This window comes from Bradyrhizobium sp. YR681 (genome assembly GCF_000282615.1).
GTDB lineage: Bacteria > Pseudomonadota > Alphaproteobacteria > Rhizobiales > Xanthobacteraceae > Bradyrhizobium.
Genome location: NZ_AKIY01000128.1, coordinates 1 through 8286, shown reverse-complemented (window position 1 = coordinate 8286; position 8286 = coordinate 1). Strand labels below are relative to the sequence as shown.

Below are 8286 nucleotides of genomic sequence, written 5' to 3'. Positions count from 1 at the left end.
GGCAGCCGCCGTACCCTTCAGCAGCTGCCTGCGTGAAGTCGGCATCCTATCCCTCCCTCAAAACCGTCTTATGATTGGTTGTTTTTTGCGAAGTATGGGGAGCGCGACGGCGGAAAGTCAACATCGCGAAAGTCTGGGTCCGTTCTGCGCGGCCCAACGCAATTGCGAAATGGGTGGCTGCAAGACCCAAGATGGGTTCGTCACTGCGTCAAGCGACGCGCGAGATAGCCGGCGGTCTTCCCCCCGGACTTGGCAACCTGGTGCGGTGTCCCCGATGCAACGATGTGGCCGCCCTCATCGCCGGCGCCGGGGCCAAGATCGATGATCCAGTCGCTGTGCGAGACGACATCCATGTCATGCTCGACGACGACGACGCTGTTGCCGGCATCCACGATCCGCTCGAGCTGGGCGATCAGCCGCTCGACATCCCGGGGATGCAGGCCGGTGGTCGGCTCGTCCAGAACATAGAGCGTGTGGCCGCGTTGCAGACGCATCAGCTCGGTCGCCAGCTTGATGCGCTGGGCCTCGCCGCCCGACAGTTCGGTGGCGGACTGGCCGAGGCGGATATAGCCGAGGCCGACCTCGCGGACGACGGACAGCGACCGGTTCAGCGCGGCATCGTCACGAAAGAATTCGAAGGCCTCGTCGACGCGCATCGCCAGCACATCTGCGATCGACTTGCCGCGAACCTTCACCTCGAGCGTCTTGTCGTTGTAGCGCGCGCCCTTGCAGGTCGGGCAGGGCGCATAGACGCTGGGCAGGAACAGAAGCTCGACGCAGACGAAGCCTTCGCCCTCGCAGGTCGCACAGCGGCCCTTCGCGACATTGAACGAGAACCGTCCGGCGTCGTAGCGGCGCGACTTGGCCTGCGGCGTCGCCGCGAACAGCTTTCTCACATGATCGAACAGGCCGGTATAGGTCGCAAGGTTGGACCGCGGCGTGCGGCCGATCGGCTTCTGGTCGACGACGACGAGGCGATCGACCTGGTCGAGGCCGGCAACGATCTTGCCGCCCAACGTCTCGATCGTGGGAGCGAGGCTGTCGTCGTCGGCATCGGCGGCAAGCGCATGGCCGAGATGGTCGGCCACGGTGTCGACCAGGAATTGGCTGATCAGGCTCGACTTGCCTGAACCAGAGACGCCGGTGATGCTGGCGATCACTCCGAGCGGGATATCAACGTCGAGGTCGCGCAGATTGTTGCGCGTCACCCCCCTGAGCTTCAGATGCCCCTTCGGCTCGCGACGGATCGTCGGCAGCTTGTTTCGCGGATGGGCGAGATAATGGGCGGTTCGCGACTGCTCGATCTCGCCGAGCCCGGCGGGCGGTCCGCTATAGAGGATGTTCCCGCCGGCTTCGCCGGCGTCTGGCCCGACATCGACCAGCCAGTCGGCATGCCTGATCACCTCGATCTCGTGTTCGACCACGAAGATCGAATTGCCCGCGTGCTTGAGCCGGTCCAGTGCCCGCAGCAGCGCTTCGGTGTCGGCGGGATGCAGGCCGGCGGAGGGCTCGTCGAGCACGTAGACGACGCCGAACAGGTTCGAGCGGACCTGCGTCGCCAGACGCAGGCGCTGCAACTCGCCCGGCGACAGCGTCGGCGTGCTGCGCTCGCAGGCGAGATAGCCGAGGCCAAGGTCGAGCAGGACGCCAAGGCGCGCCGACAGATCCTCGCAGATGCGCCTGGCGACGACGGTCTTCTCCGACCTGTCGGTCGAGGCTGTCGCGAATGGCCTGATCACCTCTTGCAGCTGCTTGAGCGGCAGGTGCGACATCTCGGCTATGTTGAGGCCGGCAAACTTCACCTTGAGCGCCTCGGGCTTCAGGCGTGTGCCGTGGCAGGTCGGGCACTCCCGCGTGATCATGAATTGCGCGACCCGGCGCTTCATCATCGCGCTCTCGGACCTGGCGTAGGTCTGCATCACGTAGCGCTTTGCGCCGGTGAACGTACCCTGATAGCTCGGCTCCTCCTTGCGACGCAGCGCCCGTTTGACCTCGGCAGCGTCGTAGCCGGCATAGACAGGAACGGTCGGCTGCTCATCGGTGAACAGGATCCAGTCGCGGTCCTTTTTGGGCAGCTCGCGCCAGGGCTTGTCCACGTCGTAGCCCAGCGTCGTCAGGATGTCCCGAAGGTTCTGCCCCTGCCATGCGCTCGGCCAGGCCGCGACGGCGCGCTCGCGGATCGTCCTGGTATCGTCGGGCACCATGGATGTCTCGGTGACGTCGAGCATCCGGCCGATGCCGTGGCAGGTCGGGCAGGCGCCCTCCGGCGTATTCGGCGAAAACGACTCCGCATAGAGCAGGGGTTGTCCGCGCGGATAATCGCCGGCGCGGGAATAGAGCATCCTGAGCAAGTTCGAAATGGTCGTGACGCTGCCGACGGACGACCTCGTCGTCGGTGCCCCGCGCTGCTGCTGGAGCGCGACGGCGGGCGGCAGGCCTTCGATGTCGTCGACTTCAGGGATCTGCATCTGGTGGAAGAGGCGCCGCGCATAGGGCGACACCGATTCCAGATAACGCCGCTGCGCCTCGGCGTAGATCGTTCCAAACGCGAGCGAGGATTTCCCGGAGCCTGAGACGCCCGTAAACACGACAAGGGCGTTGCGCGGAATGCGGACGTCGACGTTCCTGAGGTTGTGCTCGCGCGCACCGCGGACATGCACGAAGCCATCGTCCTGCATCGGCCCATCGGGCTGTTTCCGTCGACTGTCCATCTGGCTCCTCCAGCCCCGTGGGGGACTAACTGCAAGATCGCAGCATGGGTCCACCGATGCCAGCGGGCCGGTTTCGTTCTGCACAAGGCGAAGGCCCGTCGCGGTTGCCGCGACGGGCCTTGCAGTGGGATGAGCCTCGGCCGCTGGTTGCCCGGTGCCGGAGGTGGCTGCGGCAGCTTCACAAGATTCGGAAACTTCAGTGCCTTCCGCGTATTCTAGCATTCGTAACCCCGTTCCAGCGATTGCCGTTGCCGGTGTCGCTCCAGCGCCAGATCGACGAGGCGCGTCAGCAGCTCACCATAGGGCACGCCCGAGGCTTCCATCATCTTCGGATACATGCTGATCGAGGTGAAGCCGGGCAGGGTGTTGATCTCGTTGAAATAGAAGTTTCCGGTTTGCCGGTCGAGGAAGAAGTCGACGCGCGCGAAGCCGCTGCATTCGAGCGCGGCGAACACCTGCATCGCCAGCGATCGCACGCGCGCCATCTGCTCTGCGTCGAGCTTCGCCGGCAAGTCGACCCGGGCGCCATCGGGGTCGAGGTACTTTGCCTCGTAGGAATAGAATTCGTGATGGGCGTTGGGATTGAGCTCGCTGGCGACGCTCGAAAACAGCGTGTCGCCCTCTAGCACTGCGACCTCGATCTCGCGCGCGTCGATGCCTTGTTCGACCAGCACCTTGATGTCGTAACGAAACGCATCGTCGAGCGCCGCGCCGAGAGCGTCCGCTGTCTTCACCTTGTGGATGCCGACGCTGGAGCCCATGTTGCACGGCTTGACGAACACCGGAAGGCTCAGGCCTTCGACAGCCTTGGCGAGAGATGCATCGCGGTCCCGAACGAAGGCCTTGCGGGCGAGCACGCGATAGGGCGCGATCGGAATGCCGGCGAATTCGGCGAGCCGTTTGGCGATGTCCTTGTCCATGCTGACGGCGGAGGCGAGAACGCCCGATCCGACATAGGCGACCTCCGCCAGTTCCAGCAGGCCCTGCACGGTGCCGTCCTCGCAAAGCGGCCCATGCATCACCGGAAAGACGACGTCGATCTCGACCGGGGCAGCTGCTCCCTGCACGATCGGCATGAGCATTCCGCGTCCGTCGGGCCCTCTTGCGAGCCGTATTTCGGGCGCGTCGGGCAGGATCGGCAAGGACGCCGTCTGGGCCAGATCGAGCGCTCCAAGGTCGTTCAATTGCCACCGGCCCTCCTTGTCAATGGAGACCGGGATCACCTCGAAGCGACTGCGGTCGAGATGCCTGAATGCGGAGGCGGCCGATTTCAGCGAGACCTCATGCTCACCGGACCTGCCGCCATAGAGAACAACGACGCGAATTTTGTTGGCCATGGCTCAATTATCACGCGCTTGGTCCGGAAGTCACCTTTGTTGCTTCGGCTCGCGCGTCGGCCAAAACAAAACGGCGCCGGCGAGCCCGCCGGCGCCGTGTCTCGATCCTGCGCGCCGTTCAGCCTGGCCCGGCGCCTTGCGTCGCCGTGTACACGGCATAGAGCGACTGGCTCGCGGCCATGAACAGGCGGTTGCGCTTGGGGCCGCCGAAGCAGATGTTGCCGCAAACCTCAGGCAGGCGGATGCGGCCGAGCAGCTTGCCGTCCGGCGACCACACCGTCACGCCGCTATAGCCGACGGCGCGGCCGGCATTGCTGGAAGCCCAGACATTGCCGTTGACGTCGCAGCGCACGCCGTCGGGCCCGCACTTCACGCCGTCGATCACGCAATCGCTGAACTTCTTGAGGCCGGAGAGCTTGTTGTCCGTACCGACGTCGAACACGAAGATCTCGCCCTTGCCGCCGGGGCCGGTGTCGCCCGGTCCCTTGCCGGTCGAGGCGACATAGAGCTTCTTGTAGTCGGGTGAGAAGCACAGGCCGTTCGGATCGGGCACCTGCTCCTCGGTGACGACCAGGTCGATGCGGCCCGAGGGATCGATGCGATAGCAATTCGTAGGCAGCTCGCGCTTGCCCGGCACGAAGCCGGCCGGCTGGCCGATCCGCGGGTTGAGTTTGCCGCCCGCATTGCTTGGACCGCCCGCGACGTCAGGTTCGCCTTCATAGAGCTGGCCGCCATAGGGTGGGTCGGTGAACCAGTAGCTGCCGTCGGGATGCGCGGCGATGTCGTTCGGCGAGTTCAGCTTCTTGTCCTGATAGGAATCGGCGAGCACCGTGGCGGTGCCGTCATGCTCGTAGCGCGTCACCCGCCGGGTCAGATGCTCGCAGGAGAGCTGGCGGCCCTGGAAGTCGAACGAATTGCCGTTGGAGTTGTTGGAGGGCGAGCGGAACACGCTGACGCGGCCGTCATCCTCGGTCCAGCGCATCTGTCGGTTGTTGGGAATGTCGCTCCACAGGAGGTAGCGGCCCTGCGCGCTCCATGCGGGGCCCTCGGCCCACAGCAGGCCGGTGTAGAGGCGCTTGATCGCGGTGTTGGGCTGCGCGAGGTCGTTGAAGGACGGATCGACCGCGAGGATGTCGGGGTCCCAGAAATAGGTGGTCGGTGCGCCGTTGGGGCCGAAATCGCGCGGCGGCGTCGTGACCGTCGTCGGCGGCGCAGCGGGTCCGGTCTGGGCCAGCGCGGGGCCGGCCATCGTGGCGGCGGCACCGAGTGCAAGTCCCCGGACAAGTGTTCGTCGTGAAAGCGCAGCATCCTGGTCATGTGGCTCGTGGTCACGAGCCGCGTGGTCCCCAGCCTCTTGGCGTGTCATCGCGTCCTCCCGGTCATGTTGGCTGGCCGGTTGATCCGGCCGAGCGGGGCGAAGGTTAGTCCGGTCCGCCTCCGGTTGCGAGGGGCAGGTTCGCATCCTCTGCGTGATGCCGCGAGAACGCCGCAACATCGCCGCATTGCGGCTGGGTCTGGGGACAATGGCGACAATTGGTCTCGCCCGCGAGCTGTTAACGGAGACCGGTTTTAGGGCCTGTCAAGCCTTGACCTCGCCAGCGATGCTGGCAGAAACGTTGCTGGGCAAAAAGGTCGGAGTTCATTGTGCAAGGCGTCGTCGTACTGATCATATTGCTTGGGATCGCTTTTGCGGCCGGCTATTTCACGCGCGACTACATCTCCAGGAAAAGGCGGGAAGCGCGCCGCTGGCGCAAATATGATGAGCCGGACTGGCTGCGGTCGAGCCCGCCTGCTAATACCAACGACGTCACGGCCATCAATCAGATCACGTCGCCTGCTCCCGCCAATGGCGAACTCGGTCAGATGCTGGATCGCTGGGAAAACCGGGCGCGGGCCCGCCGCGTTGGCTAGAGTCTGGTCCGCGACCAACGACACAAGCGAGCGCTGAGCCAACCAACGCCGCGCCAAAGTATTTCATTTGATCGAAATTCGGATTTTCGGATATAGCGTCTGATCAGATATGTATTGCTTGCCCATTCTCGTGCTCTCCGGGGCCGCCCTGCCATCAGCGCGTTGGCCTCGCGTGGAGGGGCACAACCAGGTCAGCCTTCCTGACCATCTTTTGGCGTTGCGGTTGCGCCCGTTTCTCGTCTAGAAACAGACGTATCGAGCCTCCCGGCAACCAACCGTCAACGGTTTTGACCGAGGATTTGAGGGCTCAAAAGGGTCTGGCAATGCTGATTCGCGGCCAAATCGATGGGATCTCGGGGGAGGTGGCTCTGGCCGCCGCCACGATCCCGGCCGCGCTGCTGCCCACCCTGCTTCTTGGCGGGCTTCTTCTTAGCTGCCCCTGAGGGCCGGCTGGGCGCCATGCGCCTGGGCGCTCAGGGGTTGGTCGAGATCACCGGACACCTCAAGCGCCCAGCAGACTGACGGCGCAAAAGCTCAAAAGGAATTTTGCAATGGCCCCCGTGAACAAGTCCGACAAGGACCGCGTCATCATTTTCGACACCACGCTGCGCGACGGCGAGCAGTGCCCCGGCGCCACCATGACCTTCGAGGAGAAGCTCGAGGTCGCGGAGATGCTGGATGATATGGGCGTCGACGTCATCGAAGCCGGCTTCCCGATCACCTCGGAAGGCGACTTCCAGGCGGTCAGCGAGATCGCCCGCCGCTCCAAGAACGCCATCATCGCCGGCCTGTCCCGCGCGCACCCGGCCGACATCGACCGCTGCGCCGAAGCGGTGAAGTTCGCAAAACGCGGCCGTGTCCACACCGTGATCGCGACCTCGCCGCTGCACATGCGGGTGAAGCTGAACAAGACCCCGGAGCAGGTGATCGAGACATCGGTCGCGATGGTCGCGCGCGCCCGCAACCAGATCGACGACGTCGAATGGTCGGCCGAGGACGGCACGCGCAGCGAGATGGAGTATCTGTGCCGCATCGTGGAAGCCGTCATCAAGGCCGGCGCCACCACGGTGAACATCCCCGACACCGTCGGCTACACGACGCCCGACGAATACACCCATTTCATGAAGACGCTGATCGAGCGCGTGCCGAACTCGGACAAGGCCGTGTTCTCCGTGCACTGCCATAACGACCTCGGCATGGCGGTTGCGAACTCGCTGGCCGGCGTGGTCGGCGGTGCGCGCCAGGTCGAGTGCACCATCAACGGCATCGGCGAGCGCGCCGGCAACGCTGCGCTGGAAGAGATCGTGATGGCGATCAACGTGCGCAACGACAAATTCCCGTTCTGGAACAAGATCGACACCACGCAGCTGACCCGCGCCTCCAAGGTGGTGTCGGCGGCGACCTCGTTTCCGGTCCAGTACAACAAGGCCATCGTCGGCCGGAACGCCTTCGCGCATGAGAGCGGCATCCACCAGGACGGCGTGCTGAAGGACGCCTCCACCTACGAGATCATGCGGCCCGAGATGGTCGGCCTGAAGCAGTCCTCGCTGGTGCTGGGCAAGCACTCCGGCCGCCATGCCTTCGTGCACAAGCTGGAGGAGATGGGCTACAAGCTCGGCCCGAACCAGCTGGAAGATGCGTTCACGCGGATGAAGGCGCTCGCCGACCGCAAGAAGGACATCTACGACGAGGACATCGAGGCGCTCGTCGACGAGGAGATGGCCGCCTCGCACGACCGCATCAAGCTGACCTCGCTGACCGTGATCGCCGGCACCCATGGCCCGCAGCGCGCGACCATGAAGCTGGACGTCGACGGCCAGATCAAGATCGAGGAAGCCGAGGGCAACGGTCCGGTCGATGCGGTGTTCAACTGCATCAAGCGCCTGGTGCCGCACGAGGCCAAGCTCGAGCTGTACCAGGTCCACGCGGTGACCGAAGGCACCGACGCCCAGGCGGAAGTCTCGGTGCGGCTGTCGCATGAGGGACGTGCGATGACCGCGCGCGCGGCGGATCCGGATACGCTGGTGGCGTCCGCAAAAGCCTATCTCGGTGCGCTCAACAAGATCGTCATGAAGCGCCAGCGCGACACGGTGACGACGGCGGCGGCGAGCTGAGGCCGCTGACTTCGCCTCTCCCGCTTGCGGGAGAGGCCGACACGCCAAGCGTGGCGGGTGAGGGTTCTCTCCTCTGGGGATTGTCCCGTTGCGAGAGACCCTCTCCCCAACCATCTCCCGCAAGCGGGAGAGGGGCGCAGCGGTGCTCGCGGTATTCATTCATGATGAATAGCTGCCCTGCTAAGGGCCAATAGCGGCTCCGCTTCCCAGCCG

General features: G+C 64.8%; 5 protein-coding genes. 2 read left to right on the top strand and 3 right to left on the bottom strand.

Annotated elements, in window-relative coordinates:
• Positions 1-200: 200 nt before the first annotated feature.
• The 3 genes from uvrA to PMI42_RS11820 all read right to left on the bottom strand — a co-directional run bounded on the left by uvrA (position 201) and on the right by PMI42_RS11820 (position 5297).
• Positions 201-2711 carry an excinuclease ABC subunit UvrA gene (gene uvrA / locus PMI42_RS11830; protein WP_008134060.1) on the bottom strand — a complete coding sequence of 837 codons (2511 nt, stop codon included), beginning with the start codon at positions 2709-2711 and terminating at the stop codon, positions 201-203.
• 215 nt (positions 2712-2926) lie between these two features.
• A complete protein-coding gene (locus PMI42_RS11825) occupies positions 2927-4048 on the bottom strand; it encodes a D-alanine--D-alanine ligase family protein (RefSeq protein WP_008134058.1) in 1122 nt (373 codons plus the stop codon).
• Positions 4049-4166: 118 nt separating this feature from the next.
• Positions 4167-5297 (bottom strand): SMP-30/gluconolactonase/LRE family protein, encoded by a 1131-nt coding sequence (locus PMI42_RS11820; protein ID WP_502692648.1) that lies wholly within the window; start codon positions 5295-5297, stop codon positions 4167-4169.
• A 395-nt stretch (positions 5298-5692) separates the two neighbouring features.
• Between PMI42_RS11820 and PMI42_RS11815 the strand changes: the two genes are divergently transcribed.
• Entirely contained in the window at positions 5693-5959 is a 267-nt protein-coding gene (locus tag PMI42_RS11815; protein ID WP_008134054.1) for a hypothetical protein, read from the top strand.
• 551 nt (positions 5960-6510) lie between these two features.
• Positions 6511-8073, top strand: coding sequence for a 2-isopropylmalate synthase (locus PMI42_RS11810; protein ID WP_008134052.1), 1563 nt, complete (start codon positions 6511-6513; stop codon positions 8071-8073).
• Positions 8074-8286 lie beyond the last annotated feature (213 nt).